The organism is Chryseomicrobium aureum, assembly GCF_043182735.1.
GTDB lineage: Bacteria > Bacillota > Bacilli > Bacillales_A > Planococcaceae > Chryseomicrobium > Chryseomicrobium aureum.
In genome coordinates, this window is the sequence record NZ_CP171117.1 from 1,680,472 (window position 1) to 1,700,706 (window position 20,235).

At 44.6% G+C, this 20,235-nt stretch carries 18 protein-coding genes and 1 riboswitch; of the genes, 5 read left to right on the plus strand and 13 right to left on the minus strand.

Going from position 1 to position 20,235, the window contains the following annotated elements; translation table 11 throughout:
- Positions 1 to 10: 10 nt before the first annotated feature.
- The 3 genes from ACF3OH_RS08760 to ACF3OH_RS08770 form a co-directional block, all read right to left on the minus strand.
- A complete protein-coding gene (locus tag ACF3OH_RS08760; protein ID WP_392454124.1) occupies positions 11 to 700 on the minus strand; it encodes a CoA transferase subunit A in 690 nt (229 codons plus the stop codon).
- A gap of 225 nt (positions 701 to 925) precedes the next feature.
- Positions 926 to 2,221: a sigma-54 interaction domain-containing protein gene (locus ACF3OH_RS08765; protein WP_392454126.1), complete on the minus strand. Its 1,296-nt coding sequence runs from the start codon at positions 2,219 to 2,221 to the stop codon at positions 926 to 928.
- Positions 2,218 to 3,390 (minus strand): MDR family MFS transporter, encoded by a 1,173-nt coding sequence (locus ACF3OH_RS08770; RefSeq protein WP_392454128.1) that lies wholly within the window; start codon positions 3,388 to 3,390, stop codon positions 2,218 to 2,220. Before ACF3OH_RS08770 ends, ACF3OH_RS08765 begins: the two co-directional genes overlap by 4 nt.
- A gap of 89 nt (positions 3,391 to 3,479) precedes the next feature.
- Here ACF3OH_RS08770 and ACF3OH_RS08775 point away from each other — a divergent pair, with 89 nt between their 5' ends.
- Positions 3,480 to 4,037, plus strand: a complete 558-nt coding sequence (locus ACF3OH_RS08775; protein ID WP_392454130.1) for a class I SAM-dependent methyltransferase — start codon at positions 3,480 to 3,482, stop codon at positions 4,035 to 4,037.
- A gap of 54 nt (positions 4,038 to 4,091) precedes the next feature.
- On the opposite strand, the gene ACF3OH_RS08780 is transcribed toward ACF3OH_RS08775, so the two are convergent.
- Positions 4,092 to 5,405 carry an NAD-dependent malic enzyme gene (locus tag ACF3OH_RS08780; RefSeq protein WP_392454132.1) on the minus strand — a complete coding sequence of 438 codons (1,314 nt, stop codon included), beginning with the start codon at positions 5,403 to 5,405 and terminating at the stop codon, positions 4,092 to 4,094.
- A 55-nt stretch (positions 5,406 to 5,460) separates the two neighbouring features.
- A complete protein-coding gene (locus ACF3OH_RS08785; protein ID WP_392454133.1) occupies positions 5,461 to 6,249 on the minus strand; it encodes an alpha/beta hydrolase in 789 nt (262 codons plus the stop codon).
- A gap of 72 nt (positions 6,250 to 6,321) precedes the next feature.
- Between ACF3OH_RS08785 and ACF3OH_RS08790 the strand changes: the two genes are divergently transcribed.
- On the plus strand, positions 6,322 to 6,834 hold the full coding sequence (locus ACF3OH_RS08790) for a gamma carbonic anhydrase family protein (RefSeq protein WP_392454135.1): 513 nt from the start codon (positions 6,322 to 6,324) through the stop codon (positions 6,832 to 6,834).
- 45 nt (positions 6,835 to 6,879) lie between these two features.
- On the opposite strand, the gene metK is transcribed toward ACF3OH_RS08790, so the two are convergent.
- Positions 6,880 to 8,079 carry a methionine adenosyltransferase gene (gene metK, locus ACF3OH_RS08795; RefSeq protein WP_392456746.1) on the minus strand — a complete coding sequence of 400 codons (1,200 nt, stop codon included), beginning with the start codon at positions 8,077 to 8,079 and terminating at the stop codon, positions 6,880 to 6,882.
- Positions 8,080 to 8,259: 180 nt separating this feature from the next.
- Positions 8,260 to 8,384: riboswitch (SAM riboswitch) on the minus strand.
- Positions 8,385 to 8,574: 190 nt separating this feature from the next.
- Here metK and pckA point away from each other — a divergent pair.
- Entirely contained in the window at positions 8,575 to 10,161 is a 1,587-nt protein-coding gene (gene pckA, locus ACF3OH_RS08800) for a phosphoenolpyruvate carboxykinase (ATP) (RefSeq protein WP_392454137.1), read from the plus strand.
- A 166-nt stretch (positions 10,162 to 10,327) separates the two neighbouring features.
- Here pckA and ACF3OH_RS08805 read toward each other — a convergent pair whose 3' ends face one another.
- Together ACF3OH_RS08805 and ACF3OH_RS08810 are read right to left on the minus strand one after the other, a co-directional pair.
- Positions 10,328 to 11,548, minus strand: coding sequence for a prolyl oligopeptidase family serine peptidase (locus ACF3OH_RS08805; protein ID WP_392454139.1), 1,221 nt, complete (start codon positions 11,546 to 11,548; stop codon positions 10,328 to 10,330).
- Between the two features lie 66 nt (positions 11,549 to 11,614).
- Positions 11,615 to 12,064, minus strand: coding sequence for a Dps family protein (locus tag ACF3OH_RS08810; protein WP_204590518.1), 450 nt, complete (start codon positions 12,062 to 12,064; stop codon positions 11,615 to 11,617).
- Positions 12,065 to 12,146: 82 nt separating this feature from the next.
- Here ACF3OH_RS08810 and yidD point away from each other — a divergent pair, with 82 nt between their 5' ends.
- Positions 12,147 to 12,377 (plus strand): membrane protein insertion efficiency factor YidD, encoded by a 231-nt coding sequence (yidD, locus tag ACF3OH_RS08815; RefSeq protein WP_392454141.1) that lies wholly within the window; start codon positions 12,147 to 12,149, stop codon positions 12,375 to 12,377.
- A gap of 89 nt (positions 12,378 to 12,466) precedes the next feature.
- Positions 12,467 to 13,528 (plus strand): metal ABC transporter solute-binding protein, Zn/Mn family, encoded by a 1,062-nt coding sequence (locus tag ACF3OH_RS08820; RefSeq protein WP_392454143.1) that lies wholly within the window; start codon positions 12,467 to 12,469, stop codon positions 13,526 to 13,528.
- A 445-nt stretch (positions 13,529 to 13,973) separates the two neighbouring features.
- Here ACF3OH_RS08820 and menE read toward each other — a convergent pair whose 3' ends face one another.
- From menE to ACF3OH_RS08845, 5 genes are read right to left on the minus strand one after another with little or no spacing between them, the layout of a single operon-like run.
- Positions 13,974 to 15,380, minus strand: coding sequence for an o-succinylbenzoate--CoA ligase (gene menE, locus ACF3OH_RS08825; RefSeq protein WP_392454145.1), 1,407 nt, complete (start codon positions 15,378 to 15,380; stop codon positions 13,974 to 13,976).
- Between the two features lie 58 nt (positions 15,381 to 15,438).
- Positions 15,439 to 16,257 (minus strand): 1,4-dihydroxy-2-naphthoyl-CoA synthase, encoded by an 819-nt coding sequence (menB, locus tag ACF3OH_RS08830; protein WP_204590522.1) that lies wholly within the window; start codon positions 16,255 to 16,257, stop codon positions 15,439 to 15,441.
- A 13-nt stretch (positions 16,258 to 16,270) separates the two neighbouring features.
- Positions 16,271 to 17,035: a 2-succinyl-6-hydroxy-2,4-cyclohexadiene-1-carboxylate synthase gene (menH, locus tag ACF3OH_RS08835; RefSeq protein ID WP_392454147.1), complete on the minus strand. Its 765-nt coding sequence runs from the start codon at positions 17,033 to 17,035 to the stop codon at positions 16,271 to 16,273.
- Positions 17,028 to 18,737: a 2-succinyl-5-enolpyruvyl-6-hydroxy-3-cyclohexene-1-carboxylic-acid synthase gene (menD, locus tag ACF3OH_RS08840; protein ID WP_392454149.1), complete on the minus strand. Its 1,710-nt coding sequence runs from the start codon at positions 18,735 to 18,737 to the stop codon at positions 17,028 to 17,030. The genes menH and menD overlap by 8 nt, the downstream gene beginning before the upstream one ends.
- Positions 18,727 to 20,088, minus strand: a complete 1,362-nt coding sequence (locus tag ACF3OH_RS08845; RefSeq protein WP_392454151.1) for an isochorismate synthase MenF — start codon at positions 20,086 to 20,088, stop codon at positions 18,727 to 18,729. Before ACF3OH_RS08845 ends, menD begins: the two co-directional genes overlap by 11 nt.
- Between the last annotated feature and the right edge of the window lie 147 nt (positions 20,089 to 20,235).

Below are 20,235 nucleotides of genomic sequence, written 5' to 3' on the forward strand. Positions count from 1 at the left end.
CCTCCTCTAATTAGTCTCGTGTCGTTAAACGTTCAATCCGCTTTTCTTGCTTCGCTTGGAATAGACCTTGTACATATACGCTCGGTGTATGAATCATCGCTGGATCTAGAGTACCTGTCTCCACGATTTCTTCCACTTCAGCGATCGTCACTTTACCAGCTGCCGCCATCATTGGATTGAAGTTTTGAGCTGTTTTATTGTAGATGAGGTTTCCGAATTTATCTGCTGTTGCAGCACGTACGAGTGCGAAATCAGCAACTAGTGCTTCTTCTAAGACATATTCTTTGCCGTCAAATTCACGGACTTCTTTGCCATCAGCAACAACAGTGCCGACTCCGGCTGGTGTGAAGAATGCAGGAATCCCTGCCCCACCTGCACGACATTTTTCAGCGAGCGTCCCTTGTGGCGTTAATTCAACTTCGATTTCGCCAGACAGAACTTGGCGTTCAAATTCTTTGTTCTCTCCAACATACGAACCGATCATTTTTTTGATCTGCTTATTTTTTAGTAATAAACCTAATCCCCAGTCGTCGACTCCACAGTTATTGGAGATGACTGTTAAATCTTTAACACCTTTGTTCACAAGAGCGATGATCAGTTGCTCCGGTATACCGACAAGACCAAAACCACCTACCATAAGTGTTGCTCCGTCCTGAATTTGGCTTACTGCTTCTTCTGCAGAAGAATAGATTGGCTTCATAGGAAACTTCCTCCTCGAGTTGTGTGTAAAAAAGCGCTTTCATAAGTATTAAAACAGAAGGACCGAGACATCGCAATAGACTGTGACGAAACTGTGACAATCTCGACTTCGAAACTTGTCCGATTTTCCGTACACATTCATTCAAAAACAGGTATGAGCACTATATAAAAGCTATTTAAAAAATCCGGAAAATAAGACACTTTGTCTTAAAATCCGGATTTTAGGTCATAAGTTATATTTTTTTAATTTTTCATACAATGTCGATCTACTAATGCCTAGTGCCTTGGCCGCCTCTGTTTTGTCTGGAAATGCGGCAAGAGCATTTTCGAGCACTTGGACTTCCGTTTGCGCTAAAATATCTTCCAGCTTTCCCGATGTTGCATGATATGTTTTTGAGGATTGGAAGACATGCATAGGAATAGAAGCCGTCGTGAGTCGATTCCCTTCAGTCATATAGACCATCGCACGCAAAGTGTTGTACAGTTCACGTACATTTCCTGGCCATTGATATTCCACTAAATGACGCAACGTTTTCGGATCGACTTTCAAACCTCTTCTCCCCTCTTGTTGTTCGATTCGGTGGATGAAATATCTCGTTAGAAGTGAAAAATCTTCCATACGCTCTCGTAATGGTGGAATTTTTAGATACACTGATTGAATCCGGTAATACAAGTCTTCACGGAAGACCCCTGTAGATACGAGTTCTGCAAGATTTCGATTCGATGAGAACAGAAGACGCACGTCGGTTGTCGACTGTTCATTTTCAGTCAAAAATCGTAACAGTTTCGCTTGGACCGGTATTGCTAACGCATGAACTTCTTCTAACACAAGCGTTCCACTGGCAGCTTGATACACCTTACCTTCCTGTGGATCAAACAGCTCCTTTTCTGCAAGCTCTTGAGGAATCACTGCACAATTTAATTTGAGCAACGGTTTATCGGAACGGTCGGATAGCTTGTGAATGCTTTCTGCAAACATTTCTTTTCCGGTGCCGGTTTCCCCTTCGATGACCACTGGAAGTTTCGTTGGCGCGATCATGCGGATTGCCTCTTTCACTTTTCGAATGCCCGGTGATTCACCAATAATGTCTTCAAGATCCGTCAAGTGATCTGCAGTACCACTAAACCGTTGATCGATTCGTTCCATTGTCGTCTTAACATGGGCGCTCAGTCGTTTCCAGTCAGTCATATCTCGAAATATTACACTTCCGAAGGCGCCGACGATTTCTCCCTCTACAACTAGAGGTACTCGGTTTGCGAGCATATAGGTCCCTTTAATGTAATGAGGCGCGGCAATGTCTGCCTCTCCCTTTTCCATTACTTTGTGCATCTCCGTATTTTCAATGACATCTGCGACATGTTGCCCAATGGCGTCTTTACGCTTGACCTCAAGAAAATGACAGTACTCTTCATTTATGTATAAAATCTTTGCCTCCCGGTCGACTACCACGAACCATTGAAATGCATTTTCGAGAATTTGATCCAATACTTCTGTTGATAATAACCCGATCCAGTCTTTCATTGTTCCGTCTCCTTTCGAAGGGGTCTGTCATATAAAACAGCGGGTATGATCGCTGCTGCCATGAAAACAGTAATGAACAGTAGCATCACACTCATTCCTTGGAGGTCTGCAATGACTCCTCCTATAACAGGCCCAATCATGCGGCCTACCGTAGCCGTACTGTTGACGATGCCTTGATAAAACCCAATTTTCCCGGGTGGTGCTAGTTGATTCGCAATCGTTGGAACCGCCGGCCAGACGAACATTTCTCCGAGCGTCAATATCACCATGGACACGACAAACATCGTAAACTGCTCGGCGAAAGCTACGACAATAAAGGAAATGAGCATAATAATGAGACCGACAACCATCTGCAATTTGATGCGGTGTTCGAGTCGCTTCACAACGGGTGCAATGAGTGGTTGTGCAAGCACAATAAGCGCACCGTTAATCGTCCACAACAAACTGTACTGCTTTAACGTGATTCCAATCTGCTGAGTATATGTTGAAATTGTAGATTGCCACTGTACATAGCCAACCCATGCGAGTAAATACGCACCAGAGATCAGCAGCAATGCATAAAATGGGGCTTTCCGGTCAATCTTGCTCCGTTCTTGCAAGACGTTCGTATTGACAGCCGCTTTCGTGTCATATTCGCGGTAGGCAACAAGTGCGAGTAAGAAGAATAGTACATACATCCACATGTTCGCTGTAAACAAATAATCGAACGAGTAACTCGCAATAATTCCTGCTGCAGCTGGTCCTAGGGCCACTCCCACGTTCGCTGCCAAATAAATGGCGTTGAACCCGCGCCGTCCACCTTCTGGCCAAGCGGTTCCGACAAGTGCGTACATACTCGGGAAGACAATTCCCCCGCCAAGCCCAATTAAAATCATAAAGTATACATAATGGGGCCATCCGTGCCAAAAATTCAACCCAATAAGGGCCACGAGTGTGATTGTAATACCGAACATGATGGATTTATACCCACCTAGCCGGTCAAACATCCAACCTCCAAGCAGATTTCCAATGATCCCAGCACCGGCGTTTGCCATTAACACTAGTCCAGCGACGGATAACGATTTTCCTAAGTAGTCATTCATATAAATAGTATTTAAAGGCCACAGCAATGAGTTCCCTGTGACATTGATCAACATTCCAATTACTAAAAGCCAAACACGCTTTGGCATGATTCGTCATCTCCATTCACTCCACCCATTTTAGACCTTTTTTCATATTCCAACAAGATGATAAACTAGAGTGGAAAGGACGTGCCTGTATGTTACAAAATGCATTAAATCAATCGAAGATCTATTTAAAAGAAATTATCGAGCCCGGTGACGTGGTCGTGGATGCAACTGCTGGAAACGGTCACGATACTTTATACTTAGCAAAGCTTGTAACTCCTAGTGGGAAGGTTGTGGCGTTCGATATACAACAGGCGGCTGTCGAGTCAACCAAACAGCGCCTATCGAGTGCGGGAGTGGAACATGCAGAAGTCATCTTAGCAGGTCATGAGCGCCTGGAGGAATTTATCTCACAAGGCGTGCGTGCAGTTGTATTTAATTTAGGTTACCTTCCCGGTGCAGATCATACCGTTACTACGGAAAGTTCGAAGACGATTCAAGCGATTGAAGCAGCCCTTCGACTGCTCGTTGTGAAAGGTCGCATTGTCCTTGTCATCTATCACGGTCATCAAACTGGAAAAATCGAACGATCTGCAGTTCTCGACTTCGTAGCCACATTGCCACAAGAACAGTACCAGGTTCTGCATAGCGCCTTTCTCAATCAACAAAATTCGCCGCCGGAGCTTGTGGTGATTGAGAGAAAGAACTAAAAAAACCAGTATCGACTCTTGAATTGAATCAAGAGATGATACTGGTTTTATTTGTTAAAGTTGTTCCTTCGCGGCTGATTCCTCTACTGCTCGGGCCACAACCATATGAAGTGCTGGATCTAGCGGAGTTGGAATCAATTCGCCACGGCGCGTGTGACTTACAATCGCTTCCGCTGCTGCAATCAGCATTGGATACGTGATTTGTTTTGCTTCCGCATCGAGAGCCCCACGGAAAATTCCTGGGAAGCCGACAACATTGTTGACTGAACGTCCGTCTGCTGCGAATGCAGCACCTGCTTTGATCGCTGTTGCCGGTTGAATTTCCGGATTAGGGTTAGATAACGCTAAAATGATTTGGCCTTCACGCACCATTTCCGGTTTAATCAAGCCTTCTACACCCGTTGTCGCAATGACGATGTCGCATTCTGCCATTAATGAATCTAATGAGTCTTTTGATTTCCCGCCATATTTGTGAAGACGCTCAATGGCTTCTGGCTGACGATCGATTCCGTAAACATCTTTCACACCATACGCTAACAACATGCGAACGATGGCGAGTCCTGCTGCGCCGAGACCGATTTGACCCACGACTGCTTTAGTCGGATCAACACCTGTTGCGCGGCAAGCATTTAAAACGGCTGCCAATGTCACGACTGCTGTTCCGTGCTGGTCATCGTGCATGACCGGTATCGGTAATTCTGCTTTTAAACGTTCTTCAATCTCAAAGCAATGAGGAGAACCAATATCTTCAAGTAAGATGGCACCAAAACCTTGGTGAATATGTTTGACTGTCTCTACAACTTTGTCAGGGTCACTTGTGTCTAATAATATCGGTACGCCGCTTAAGCCAACGAACTGATCGAGTAAAACAGATTTCCCTTCCATAACCGGCATGCCAGCGACAGAGCCGATATTTCCTAAGCCAAGAATTGCCGTTCCATCTGTTACAATCGCCACTGATTTCCCAATTGAAGTGAAATACTTTGCTTGCTCAGGGTGCTTTTCAATTTCTAAACAGACACTTGCTACTCCAGGTGTATAGACGCGCTGCAAATCGCCGAGTGAACGCACATCAATGGTGCTCTTCATCGCAATTTTTCCACCTTCATGTGCTTTCAACACATCATCCGTCACTGCATGGATTTCAACACCATTGCCAATTGACTCGATGTTTTGGATAACCGTTTGTAGATGTACTTCATCCCGACATGTGACGGAAATATCGCGAACAGTTGTCAACGGACCGCTTTTGATCAACTTAATATCGCCAATATCCCCTTCCGCTGCTCCGATGGCAGAAGTGACAAGACCTAAATTTCCAACTTTTGATGGACTTTCTACTATAATATTACGAATGAGTTGCTGCATGATTCCTCTCCTTATAAGGTTTGTCATACGAGTATATCATATACGAGGTCAGACGTCATAGGACATAGCCAAGTCGAAGCACGGCCAAATGAATGAAATCAATCGCACTTTTTGCAACAAATTCACGATCGGTATGCTGATGAATATCATGGCGCGCAGACGTCCATTCCGAGTAATGAAGCGTCGGGAATTTTTGACCCGCCATCCATGTGCGCACAGCTGGCACTGAAATCACTTTGTCCTCTGCTGCCAGTTGTAACCAAACAGGCACTGTCCATTCGCGTGAAGATTGTCCGACTGTTTTCATTCGCTCTTGCAATGCTTCATACCATTCCGTAGTGACCGTCGTATGTACGAGTTCGTCTTCCTGATATTCTTGTTGGAGAGCGGCATCGGAAATATAGAGTTCAGCATCGAGTGGAAACTCAAGACGTTGATTGATTGTTAATTTTGCTATCCGGTTTGACCATTTCGAAGGGGTTGCTTTTAAGTCGATCCAAGGACTTGTCAGAAGAAGGCCTGCAACCGACTCTCTCGGTTTTCGCATATAGTGAAGAATCGTCGTAGCTCCGAATCCGTGCCCCAGTAAAAATATCGGTAAATGAAATTGGCTAGCATACTCTATGGCGCGCTCCAAATACAGTTCATATTCATCAATCGATTCATTATGGAGGCCTTTGTTCTTCGCGGCTTCTCCGTGACTTGGAAGATCACCCATGACAACATGGCAGTCGTTGCTTCGTAAATATTCTATAACCCATGCGTAGCGTCTATGATGTTCCAATACATTATGGACGATAACGACAATGGCTTTCGGTTGGTTTTCGGTTTCCCATATCCACATGGCTACCTTCCCCTTTCTCATTCTGCTACACTTACTTTATAGTATAGCAAGGGTATAGAAAGGAAGTCTGTTATGATCTATCCATTTGGCGAAAAAACTCCAAAAATCCATCCGTCCGTGTTTATTGCGGATTTCACGACCATCACAGGAGATGTAGAAATCGGTGAAGGGTCTTCAGTATTTTTCAACACTATCATTCGCGGCGACGTCAATGCGACACGCATTGGTCGTAAGGTCAACATCCAAGATCTTTGTTGCCTTCACCAAAGTCCCCAGTTCCCACTTGTCATAGAAGACGAAGTAACGGTCGGTCATCAAGTGACACTGCATAGTTGCACTATCCGGAAAGGTGCCTTAATTGGAATGGGTTCCATCATTTTAGATGGTGCCGAAATCGGAGAAGGTGCATTTATCGGAGCCGGTAGTCTCGTCCCTCAAGGAAAAGTGATTCCTGCTGGTATGATGGCATATGGACGGCCAGCGAAGGTTGTGCGGGCTGTCAACGAGGAAGATAAGAAGGACATGGAGCGCATAGTGCGTGAGTATCATGAAAAGGGTCAATACTATAAAGGTTTGCAAGAATAATAAAAAAACTCCCAAGGAAGTAAATTCCTCGGGAGTTTCCTCATTTTATAAACCAGCTTTTGCTTTCAACTCAGCTGCTTTGTCTGTTTTTTCCCAAGGTACATCGATGTCTGTACGACCAAAGTGTCCGTAAGCAGCAGTTTGCTTGTAGATCGGACGACGAAGATTAAGCATCTTGATGATTCCCGCTGGGCGTAGGTCAAACAACTCGCGAATCCATGTTACCATGTCTGCTTCTGTTGCTTTTCCTGTACCGAATGTATCCACAGCGATTGAAACTGGCTGTGCTACACCGATTGCATAAGCAAGTTGCACTTCTACTTTATCTGCAAGACCCGCTGCTACGATGTTTTTCGCAACATAACGTGCTGCATATGCTGCAGAGCGGTCAACTTTTGTTGCATCTTTCCCAGAGAATGCACCGCCACCGTGACGTGCATAACCACCGTACGTATCAACGATGATTTTGCGGCCAGTTAAACCAGCATCTCCTTGTGGTCCACCGATTACGAAGCGGCCAGTTGGGTTGATAAAGTATTTCGTGTTTTCGTCAATCCACTCAGCCGGTACGACTGCGTTGATGACGTGTTCTTTCAAATCAGACTGAATTTGCTCTAGAGTAATTTCAGGAGCGTGTTGTGTAGAAATTACGATTGTATCGACACGCACTGGCTTGCCGTTTTCATCGTATTCAACAGTCACTTGTGTTTTACCGTCTGGACGTAAGTACTCAAGTGTTTCGTTTTTACGTACTTCCGATAAGCGACGTGATAATTTGTGCGCCAAGCTGATTGGAAGTGGCATTAATTCTTCTGTTTCATTACAAGCAAATCCGAACATCAGACCTTGGTCACCCGCTCCGATCGCTTCGATGTCAGCGTCTGTCATGGACCCTTCGCGTGCCTCAAGTGCACGGTCTACTCCAGCTGCGATATCTGCAGACTGCTCATCAATTGCAGTTAAAACAGCAGATGTATCTGCGTCAAAACCGAATTTTGCACGTGTGTAGCCGATTTCTCGAACTGTTTCACGCACCGTTTTTTGAATGTCTACATAAGCAGATGTTGTAATTTCTCCAGCAACTAGAACAAGTCCAGTTGTGACAGTTGTTTCGCACGCTACACGTGCATTCGGGTCTTCAGTTAAGATTGCGTCAAGGATCGCATCTGAGATTTGGTCACAAATCTTATCCGGATGGCCTTCTGTTACTGATTCCGAAGTGAATAATCGACGTTGTGTCATGATATATTTCCTCCTTCTTGATCCTGCGGGATTGCTCCCGTGAATTGAACCGGTACTCATTCCCCATGGCAAGCCTAGAATACTTGAAGCTGTTTTGGATTTGGCGCATGGTTGAAGGCGTTCATAAATAATAAAATCCTTTCACTCACTAATGAGGAAAGGATGATTTCTTTGCACCTTTCACTCTTATCAATCAGGGGAATCCCCTGTCTCAGGTTGGGCACCTTTTCAATAAGTCTTGCATCTCTATCTTATTGAGGTTGCCGGGTTTCATAGGGCCTGACCCCTCCACCAGCTCGGGATAAGAGTATCCGTTCAATTTTCCATCATACGCATTCACCTATCGAAAGTCAACAAAAAACTGTGTGAAAGTCCCCACAAAAAAATCACTAGTCAAGTGACGTATTAGTGTAGACTATTTAGTTTAATGTGTTATACTAATTCACATATTAGCATTCCGTCACTTCGGAAAATCTATTTAAGGATGGTATTTAACCTATGCAATCGATCGATACAAAAAGCGCAATTCAGTCTTTATTATCGGGAGACCAAGTCCACACGCAACTATCTGTAGCGGAACTTGTTGAACAAGCAACTGCTCGTGGTGAAGGTATGCTGACTTCAACTGGTGCACTACGTGCTGAAACTGGAAAGTATACGGGGCGTTCCCCAGAAGATAAATATATGGTAGATGAAGATATTTCACGTGATAAAGTAGATTGGGGTTCAGTCAACCGCCCAATCTCAAAAGAAGTATTCCAAAACTTATATGCTAAAGTTGTCGATTACCTACAAGCAAAAGATGCTCTTTTCTTATTTAAAGGATTCGCTGGTGCAGACGAAGCGTCTCGCCTACCAATCCAAGTAATCAATGAATACGCATGGCACAACTTGTTCGCCCATCAATTATTCATTCGTCCAACTGCTGAAGAGCTTGCTAACCACGAAGCACAATTCACAATTGTGAGTGCTCCAACGTTCAAAGCAGATCCTGCAGTTGATGGTACGAACTCTGAGACGTTCATCATGGTGTCTATTGAAGAGCGCATCGTATTAATCGGTGGTACGGAGTATGCGGGTGAGATGAAAAAATCCATCTTTGGTATTATGAACTACTTGCTTCCGGAGCAAGGCATTCTTCCAATGCACTGTTCTGCAAACGTAGGCGAAGAAGGCGACGTTACATTGTTCTTCGGTCTATCTGGAACTGGGAAAACAACTTTATCTGCTGACAAAGGCCGTCATTTAATTGGTGACGACGAGCATGGTTGGTCCGATACGGGCGTCTTCAATATGGAAGGTGGATGCTACGCAAAATGTATCAACCTAACAGAAGAAAATGAGCCTGAGATCTATAACGCAATCAAATTCGGTACTGTTCTTGAGAACGTAGTCGTAAACGAAGAGACGCGTGAAGCAGATTACGATGACAACTCTTTAACAGAGAATACACGTGCTGCTTACCCAATCGATTACATCGACAACATCATGGTGCCTTCTGTTGCTGGTCATCCAAAAACAATCGTGTTCTTAACGGCGGATGCGTTTGGCGTATTGCCTCCAATCTCGAAATTAACAAAAGAACAAGCGATGTACCACTTCCTAAGTGGCTTCACATCAAAACTTGCTGGAACTGAGCGCGGGATCACAAGCCCACAACCAGTATTCTCAACATGCTTCGGTTCTCCATTCCTACCACTTCCAGCTGCTGTATACGCAGAGATGCTTGGAAACAAAATTGACGAGCACGGCGCAAACGTCTACCTTGTCAATACAGGTTGGACTGGCGGAGAGTATGGCGTTGGAACGCGTATGAAACTTTCTTACACACGCGCTATGGTTCGCGCTGCAATCGAAGGGAAACTTGAGAACGTAGAAACAGAGCAAGGATCTGTATTCGGCGTTGCGATTCCTAAAGAAGTTCCTGGCGTACCAAGTGACGTCTTGAACCCACGCAATGCATGGGCAGACAAAGATGCATATGACAAAAAAGCAAAAGAACTTGCAGATAGCTTCCGCGAGAACTTCAAAAAGTTCTCTGGTGTTTCTGAAGAGATCATCTCTAAAGGTGGACCAATTATTTAATTGGACATACAGAACAAGGCCTACTCAATCCGAGTGGGCCTTGTTTTTTGCACATTTTCTTTAGTTAGTTTCCATAATATGACTTCGGTAGAATAAAAACCGATTTGGGTAGAAGAAATCACGGGTAGTGTAGAAGAAATCTCCAATTCGTCCTATGAACGCTCGCTCAGCGCCCCTGCTCAAGCATCCACTCGAGCGCTTCGCGTAAAATCTGTCGGTTCAGTGGGTCGGGCACAAAGTGATGGTGGTTTTCTAGATACCTCGTAGTCACAGGCATATTTAAACCTTTCAATTTCTCCTCCAGAATCGTCGCGTGCTCAAACCCAACATTCGTATCTAGTTCCCCATGAATGATGAGAACGGGTGCATTCATACGTTCTAATTGCTGTAGCACGTCACGATCTTCAAACGCTTCTGGAGCCCTTTTAGGGGTCCCGCCGTAGATGCGTTTCATCATCCGGCGCATGTCTACACGTTCTTCATATGTCAAATAGATGGAAGACACTCCTCCCCAAGTCACGAGCGAGGTCACTTCGGGTCGCTTCACCGCTGCCCACAAGGCCATGATTCCACCACGACTAAACGCAAACAGATGAATACGTGTATAGCCGCAAGCCGCTAAATAATCAACAGCTCCGTAAGCGTCTTGACGATCGGCACCCACAAACTCGTCTTTTCCTTCGCCTCCAAACGAACCGCGATAGTGCGGTGCGAATACCGTAAACCCTTGAGCTGCAATTTGTGCAATTCGAGCTCCTCGTACTTTTCCGATTTGATTGATTCCTCCGCGTAAATAGACAATGGCTTCTTGTGCCCCTGCAACTGGTTCAGCTAGCCACCCCTTTACGAGAAATTCATCAGAATAATAGGTCACTTCGTGTATGCGGACTTTGCTATTTGGACTAGGAATCCGATGTTTCTTATAAAGTGGGAACTTCTTTTTTAGTTGAGTCAGGATTGCTTCCATCCCATCGTCTTTCATATAAAAACTCAAAAACGGATGTCTTTCAATATCTCGAAGCGTCATCCACTCGCGAGCCGTCGTTTCATGGAGAGCATCAAAGTGATCCGCCTTTTTAAAATCCGCCAAGAACACGGTTTTCACAAATGGTTCATCGCTTTGCACTTCGTAAGATGCGAGCCAAGTAAGATTTTGAATCTGAATCGCAGTCTCTTCATAAACTTCTCGAAGGGCTGCATCTTCAAGCGATTCCCCTCCTTTCCGTTTCCCACCTGGAAATTCATACCCTCGCGTAGAGTGTTTGGTTAGTAAAAACTTTGGACCTTTGCGAACAATGACGAGCACATGATGAGACTCCCTTTCAAACTGATCGGGTTCAAATGATAACTTAACTTGTGTATTAGTCAAATCTTGAAATAGCAGCATTCTCTCACGCCTTTCTTCCCTCACAGTATAACAAAAAAACGTACGCAACTAGTGCGTACGCTGCTTCTATTCGTTTGTGTCCCCAAGGAATGCGTTGAGCATCCACTGGTGTTTTTCGATACTTTGATAGATGGCGTTTAGCAGATCTTCAGTCATATCATCTTCGTCTTTCGCTGCTTCGTCCATTCCTTTTTTCAACGATTTCATAATCGTGTCAAAGTCTTTGACGATGGTCCCAACCATTTGCTCAGTTGATTCTTTCCCTGTTGCTTCCTTAACTACTGAAAGTTCAAGGTGCTCTTTTAGTGTTGCCGTTGGTTTTCCACCTAACGTAAGGAGACGCTCTGCAATCTCATCCATATGCAGTGTCGCTTCGTTGTAGAGTTCTTCAAACTTCGCGTGTAGTGTGAAGAACGTTGGTCCCTTTACATACCAATGGTAATTATGTAACTTCGTGTACATGACGGACCATGTGGCTACTTGTTTGTTCAGTTCTTTGTTTAAAGCTGCTGACATAAAAACATCTCTCCTTTTAAGTCGGTCTACTATTCATATTCCCATCTTATGGAGTAAACTAAACATCATGAGGTGAACTGATATGAAACAAATTTTTATAGCGATTATTCGCTTTTACCAAAAAGCTATCTCTCCCCTGACTCCACCAAGCTGTCGCTTTTACCCGACCTGTTCTCATTACGGTGTAGAAGCCATCCAAAAACATGGCGCAGTGAAAGGCGGATTTTTAACAGTACGCCGTATATCAAAATGTCATCCTTTTCATGAAGGCGGATTAGACCCTGTTCCTGACGAATGGCCACCAAAAAAGTAATTGGTGGTTTTTTGTTGCATTTTTTTTATGCAGCTTGTATGATTAGAAAGTCATTTATAAAACGTAATCATTACTATTTGGAGGAAATTATGAAAAAATATGCTTTGCCCCTATTTGCTGCTTCCGCTTTAACACTTGCCGCTTGTTCTTCAGAAACACAACCAGAAACTGAAACACCTGAAACACAACCTGCAGAATCAGCAGAACAGGTGGATACACTTTCCATCTATACTACTGTTTATCCACTGGAATACTTCTCAGAAAGAATCGGCGGAGAATTTGTAACAGTAGAATCTGTATATCCACCTGGCGCTGACGAACATACCTTTGAGCCTTCCCAGCAAGACATGATCAAATTTGCTGATGCAGATCGTCTATTTGCTATCGGTTTGGGATTAGAAGGATTTATTAGCAGTGCAAAAGATACTCTTGCAAATCAGCAAGTAGAAATTGTTGAACTCGCGGATTCAATTTCGGATGATATGCTTTTAGATGCGACAGACGACGGACATGATCATTCTGAAGAAGAGGAGCATGGACACGACGAAGAACATGGACATGATGATCACTCTGAAGACGAACACGGCCATAATGAGTCAGCAGATTCTCACGAAGGACACGACCACGGTCCACTTGATCCACACGTGTGGATTTCTCCTACACTAAGCATTGAACTAGCAAAAACGATCCGTGATGAATTGATTGAAGCTTCTCCTGAAAACGAAGAATTCTTCAATGAAAACTTTGCAGCACTTGAAGAAGAGTTGATTGCACTAGATGCTTCTTTTGAAGAAATGGTTTCTGAAGCTACCCGCGATACATTCTTTGTATCTCACGCAGCATTTGGATATTGGGTAAAAGACTATGGCCTTAACCAAATTGCAGTCGCTGGTATCAGCACGCAAGACGAGCCTTCGCAAAAAGAGTTGGCTTCTTTAGTCGATCAAGCACGTGAGCAAGAAATTGAGTATATCTTAACAGAACAAAACGTTTCATCAAAGCTGACTGAAATCATTCGCAATGAAGTCGGTGCTGAAACTCTTTCTCTTCATAACTTAGGTGTTTTAACTCAAGAAGATATCGACAAGGGTGAAGACTATATTTCATTAATGGAACGAAATATCGAAACACTGCGTACAGCTTTGCAATAAGCTAACTACCAAAATAAAAACCAGTTGCTTCTCTAGATCTTTAAGAGAAGCAGCTGGTTTTTAAATTGTCATTAATTGGTGCCTGTCACCATTTGGAAACCACTTCCATTTGGTGCCTGTCACCCCTTAACCAGATTTCGAAGACGCATCATCGCACTTGTCGAAACTAAAGTTGGGTGTGGTGGAGGGGCTGACTCCAGTGGGATTCCAGTCTGCCGTGAGACCCCGGAAGCGTGCTTTTGCGCTGAGGAGACTCACGCAGCGCCCTCGGAAAGCAGCCCAGGAGCGGAACTCAACTTTTCTTGAGCGGCGTTCTCCACATCTACATGAAATCGAGTTACGCCTCCTAGAAATCCCGCAAGAAGCCATCGCGGCCCATGAAGCAAAGAGCGCTTCACAGTCCACGCTGTCATCTCGCACAATTTCTGAACAGTCGGCTCCACATCTAAAGTAACCGGTCCTTCAGTTCACGTCGCACAAGCTTATTGGAAGCATTCCGAGGAAGCGCGTCCACAAAATAATAGTGAACCGGCTGTTTGTAAGAAGCAAGCCTTGTTGACAAGAACGTCTTCAGATCTGGTTCGCAGCCGTCTTTCACTTGCACAAACGCCACAGGTACCTGCCCCCACTTGGCATCGTCCATCGCGACAACCCCTGCATCAAGTACATCCGGATGAGCCAGTAATGCCTGTTCCACCTCTGCAGGATAAATGTTTTCTCCACCAGAAACAATCAAATCTGACCGGCGATCCAAAATGTATAAGTAGCCATCTTCATCAATACGACCAATATCCCCAGTCTTGAACCACCCGTCTTCCGTTGTCGACTGCTGAGTAGAAGCCATTCCGATATAACCAGGTGTCACATGAGAACCACGCACCCAAATTTCTCCTTCGTTCTCCCCATCTATTCGAACGTCAGCAAAAAACAATGGCCTTCCTGCCGACCCAGCTTTTCGAATGGCATCCTCTGCTCCTAGCGTACATGTCTGACTAGAAGTCTCTGTCATGCCATACGTCTGGATAACCGGGAATCCATAGAGCTGGGCTTTCTCAAGATAAGGAACGGGAACAGGTCCTCCTCCAGCAAGCACAACTCGGAAAGTCGAAGGCAGTGGTTGCTGCTCATTTTCTACGATTTCAAGAAGTTGTTGCAACATCGTTGTCACTACGGAAAGATGCGTGATTCCTCGCGTTTGGATTGCTCTCATCACGCTCTCTGGACGAAATCTATCATGCAACTCGAGAGCCGAGCCGTAAATGAGTGAGCGCATGATCATTGAAAACCCACTGATATGATAAAGCGGCATTACACAAAGCCACTTATCTTCCGGTAAGATCCCTAAATTTAAAGCAGACCCGAGTGCACTCGTCATATGGTTCTCAAGCGTCTGTCTCACTCCCTTAGGGCGACCGGTCGTCCCGGAAGTATACATTATCGAAATGGTTCGGTTCGCAGCCCACATATCTTGCGGGGCCAGAGTCTCAAATCGGTCTCCAAGGATAGTTTCATATAAAAATACATGTTCAAGGAGTGCACGCTCTTTTTGATCAGTGACCGTCCATACGACTTCTGAATCCAATTGTTGAAAAAGAAACTCCTCCTGCGTCAAACGATCATTGAAAAATACAATCTCAAACTCTTTCAATAACGCTGCGAGAATATAGAAGTACATGCCTTCACTATTTTTCGACCAAAACCCCACTCGGTCGCCGCTCTTTCCAGGAAGTCGCTGTGCGATGCGTTCTACTTCCTTATAAACTTCCGACCACGAATACGAAGTACCATTCATTTCAAAAGCAATTCGATCAGGCGTTAAAGCTACACGTTTACGTAAAAGATTTGGGTACATACTGCCAGTCCTTTCCTAGAAAAAGAAAAGCTGCCCAGTTGGACAGCTTACGAGTAAATCAAGGGAATCGTGGGAATTGACCAAAGTTCGGCTTACGCTTTTCTTTAAATGCATCGCGGCCTTCTTTTGCCTCATCCGTAGTGTAGTACAGTAATGTTGCGTCTCCAGCCATTTGTTGAAGTCCTGCAAGTCCATCTGTGTCAGCGTTCATTGCTGCTTTCAAGAAACGAAGAGCTGTCGGAGACATCTCAAGCATTTCTTCACACCATTTCACTGTTTCATCTTCAAGATCTGCATAAGGAACAACAGTGTTTACTAAGCCCATATCAAGTGCCTGTTGCGCATCATATTGACGGCATAAGTACCAGATTTCACGCGCTTTCTTATGACCTACGATACGTGCAAGGTAACCAGAGCCGTATCCTGCATCAAATGAACCGACACGTGGACCCGTTTGACCGAAACGAGCGTTGTCCGCTGCGATAGATAAGTCACACACAACGTGTAAAACGTGTCCGCCACCAATTGCGTATCCTGCTACCATTGCCACTACTGGCTTTGGAATCACACGGATTAAGCGTTGCAGATCAAGTACATTCAGACGTGGAATTTCGTCGTCTCCTACGTAACCACCATGGCCACGTACAGATTGATCTCCACCCGAACAGAATGCTTTTTCACCCTCACCAGTCAAAATAATCACACCGATGTCTTTGTTGTCACGCGCACGTGAAAACGCATCGATTAATTCATGAACAGTTTTTGGGCGGAATGCATTGCGCACTTCCGGACGATTGATTGTAATTTTTGCGATTCCGTTGAAGAACTCATACTTGATATCTTCATATGTACGGAGCGATTGCCATTCTCTTGTCATAGTGTTGCCTCCTTTAAAGTACATCCTCTATTATTGTAGCAAACATTTGCGGAATTTCCACTTGAATCGCATGGCCGACATTCGGTACGATGCGTAACGTCGCATTCGGTAAACGCGCACTCATTTTTTTAGCAATCTCCACAAACTTTGTGTCCAGTTCTCCTACAACCATATGGACTGGATGATGATAATTTTCTAACTCGTTCCAGTAGCTCGGCATATTCCCCGTACTAAAATCTTCCAAACTGGTAGCGAGTTGCTCGGCATCATGTTGCAAACGTTCTGAACGCACCATCTGTTGAACATCTACAGGAAGGCGCTTTTGACTTTCAAACAACGGAATGTTCTCCCAGTAAGAAACAAACCAGTCCAATCCATTCCGACGGATTTTTTCAGCAAGATTTTGGTCGGCCTCATGTCGCGCATCTCGATCGTTTTGCAGCTCAATACCTGGAGAACTGCTGACAAGAATCAGCTGCTTCACAGGAAATTCCTGCGCATACCCCATGGCTAGACGCCCTCCCATTGAATAACCGAGCACTGAAGCCTCTTTCAACTGGTGCTGTTGAAGAAAATCCTCCAACCAATTAATCTGGTGATGCATTTCCATCGTTTCATAGGAATAGGTGATCTTTCCGTGCCCTGGGAGCGTTGGCGCGATTACATGAATATCTTCTGACAACATTTCCACAACGCGCTCAAAAGAACGAGGTGATCCCGTGAAACCGTGCAGAACGACCAGTTTTTTCGTTCCAGTAGGATTCCATTCTTTATACATCCGGAGTCCAACTTTCCTTCACACGTTTCCACAGTTTACGGTGTGTTTCTGTATTCGCTTGACGATTCGTAGTCACTTCAAGGATGCGTAGACCAGTAGATGGTTTCGAAACGAGCTCACTCAATTGCTCTTTAGACTCCACAAATACATACGGAATAGAATACATGTCAGCGAGGTACTTAAATGTAATACCAGAGCCAGTTCCAAACAACTTCTCAAAATATTCCGGTTCAGATGCTTGAGGCAGATAGGAGAAGATGCCTCCTCCATCATTGTTCATCACAATAATCGTCGCTTCCACATGTTGATAGCGACTCAATAAAAGACCATTTGCATCGTGCAAGAACGCAAGATCCCCAATCAACAAGTAGAGTGGCTTTTCTAGAGCTTTTTGAGCACCGAGTGCTGTCGAAACCACTCCATCAATTCCATTCGTTCCTCGGTTTGCAAGGATTGAGATCCCTTTAGAATCTGCTATGTGGAATGTATCTACATCGCGTATCGGCATACTACTACTTGCAAATACAACGGCATCTTCAGGAAGAGCACCAAAAACTGTGGCAATATAAGCCCCTTCATCTTGCTCGTCCTCACGATAAGCATGCACGAGTTCTCTAGCTACGACGTTGTTCACCTGCCAGATAGCCAAGCTCTTATGATCAGATGATTGAGCTGTTTGAATACCTACTAAAGCTTCTACACCTCCCACGACCGTTTCTGTCGCAAGTCCAAGTGGGTCTCGAAAGCGCGCTGCCTCGTCTACCACTATAAAGCTTGTTGGCTTCGAAGTTTTTAAGAAGATGCCGAGAAATTTAGAGACTGGCTGTGGACCAATGCGAATAACGACGTCTGGTAAGAGCGTTTCGTAACTCATGTCATTTTTTAATAAAGCATCATAGTTTTCGATAATAAGAGATTTTAATTTCGGGTGCTTTGACGACCGTAAATTCGATAAAGGGTCGCATAAAACCGGCCAGCCAAGATCCGCCAAATAATCCTCAACCATGCTCACTTTTGAAAGAGCAAGTTCTCCAACGATTACGATTCCAGATTTCGCTTGCTCAACTATCGTAGTTAGTTGACTGCGCATCTGCTCAGATAAAACCGATTGTGTCGAATCGAGCATCTTTTCTCGTTTCGCTGGAATTTCCATCTCAAAATCAAGGAGCAATGGTTCACGGAATGGAATATTTAAATGAACGGGGCCTCTTGGATTCGTGCAAGACTCCAGGACTGCACGTGTTGTTTGACTATATACAAAAGGCGTTGTGCCCTCGAATGAATCCACGACCGGATAATCTATTGCCCATTTAACATGCGTGCCATACATTTTCACCTGATCGATGGTTTGTGGAGCACCGACTTCTCGCAGTTCATGTGGGCGATCTGCCGTTAACACGATTAATGGAATACGCGCATAATACGCCTCGACAATGGCAGGAAAATAGTTAGCTGCTGCTGAACCCGATGTACAAATGAGAGCAACCGACTTTCCTGAGGCTTTCGCAAGGCCAAGAGCATAAAATGCTGCCGAACGCTCATCTACTTGAATAGATGCCGAAAAATCTTGGTCCGACACAACTCCATAAGCGAGTGGCGTTGAACGTGAACCAGGACTTATAACAACTTCAGAAACGCCATAGTCTTTCAGTCCTGAAAGTATAGCGCGAACGTAAGCCGTGAGATTCTGCTTATAATTCATGACGATTGCCCCCTAAAACACGAAGCATCGGCCGGAACTTAACATTTGTCTCTTCGAGTTCAGCAAGTGGTTCTGATTCTGAGACAATTCCACCCCCTGCATATAACAGCGCTTTACCACCTCGCAGGAGCGCCGATCGTATCCCCACCGCAAATTCTCCATTGTCATTTGCATCTACAAAACCAATTGGAGCCGCATAATACCCTCGATCCATCTGTTCAAGCTCTCGAATGAGTTCGACAGCTCGTTTGCGTGGTGTTCCACCTAATGCTGGAGTCGGATGCAAAGCTTTCACAAATGAAAACATATCGGCATCTTTTTTTGCCGTGCCCTGAATAGGTGTAAACAGATGCTGGATGTCACGAATTTTTAAAAGCTTAGGTTGTTGCGGGATTTGCAGATCTGTACAAATCGGTTCAATGACCGTACGAATCATAGATACGACAAAGTCATGTTCCTCGCGATTTTTCTCATCTGCGAGTAAAGCATTTCCTAAACGTTGATCTTCCGCCACGTCTTTTCCGCGACGAACAGAACCAGCCACTCCAGCTGAGTAGATCATCCCTTGCTCTTTGCGAATCAAGCGTTCAGGTGTAGCACCAACAAAAGCAGATGCGCCGTTTTCTAAGACAAAGATATAGCTCTCTGGCTGCTCTTGAAGCGCATAGTAAAGAGCAGAACCTGTTGAAACCGGTTCCTCAAAATCTAATTCAATCGATCGTGAAATTACGACTTTGTCTACTTCTCCACGAGTGATTTCCTTTTTCACCGCGCGAACAGCAGCCAAGTAATCCGGAACGTTCCTCTCCGTCTTTTCGATAACCACAGCCTTTTCGAACAGTGGTCGCTCTTGTACTTGTGCTACATGAAGAAGACGGTCTCTCTCTTTTCGAAGCTCATCAAAACGAGCACTTTGATCGGAGCGCTCTACTAAACTATTGATGGAGAGTTTCGTGGATTCATTTTTTATTTCTAATTGAAATTCTGGAACTACAAAATAGGAAGATGAAAACTTACGCCATTCATCACTTCCTGGATGTTTTGCATCAAATGAAAACCCTCCAAATAATAAAGGCGCTTGGTCTAATTGCTCTTTCACCACTAATTGCTTTAGTCGGTTCCATTCCGTTTGAATGACCTCAACTCTATCATCACCCGTTGCTTTTAATACGATTGCATGACCAATCCCAACAATCGTATGGGTTTTCTCTCGATTTTGCCAAAAGAAGCGCTGACCTTGATAATGTCGGTCCCCAGCTTCAAAAAATGCAATGGGAGAAATTCCTTCTGTATCAATCGTCTCTGTATAGAGATACTCAGTACCTGTTAGAGAACCTACTTGTTTTGACATTGTTTAAACCTCCGTGACTTTACACTTCACACTATCTTCATTTTACTCTTTTCCGGATTTGCTCGCACACTTTAGACTCGAAAACTTCCTGAAAAATACTTCATGTCAACTTTCTTTACATCATTTTAAAAATAATGCTTGATTTTT